This is a genomic window from Mesorhizobium sp. M2E.F.Ca.ET.209.01.1.1 (assembly GCF_004010375.2).
Lineage (GTDB): Bacteria > Pseudomonadota > Alphaproteobacteria > Rhizobiales > Rhizobiaceae > Mesorhizobium.
The window spans coordinates 1-362 of record NZ_SADP02000468.1 but is presented as its reverse complement, the minus strand read 5'-3'; the positions used below and the strand labels follow the sequence as shown (position 1 = coordinate 362).

Annotated in this window: 1 protein-coding gene; it reads right to left on the bottom strand. The window is 63.0% G+C overall.

Translation table 11 applies throughout. The annotated features are described in order from the left end of the window. Positions 1-362: KUP/HAK/KT family potassium transporter (locus EN852_RS36515; RefSeq protein ID WP_189546457.1), on the bottom strand; the 362-nt coding region annotated here is incomplete at both ends.

Here is a 362-nt window from a genome sequence, read left to right as displayed (position 1 = left end):
GGATGACCGACCGTGCCGCCCTTGGCGAGCACATAGGCGCCCTGCCCGGCATAGTTCAAAAGCAGGCACGGAAACACGATTGCCAGCCACGCCAGAACGATCGGCTTGCGACCGAAATGGCCGAGATCGGCGTAGAGCGCCTCGGCGCCGGTAACGGCCAGGAAGACCGCGCCGACGGTCACGAAAGACACGTCGGGCGAATTGATGAAGAAAGCCACGATGTAATGCGGGCTTATCGCCCAAAGGATTTCCGGATCCGTGATGATGTGCTTCAACCCCGAGAGACCGATGGCAAGGAACCAGAGGGCGGTGACCGGGCCGAACACCAGGCCGACGCCACCCGTGCCGAAGCGCTGGACAGC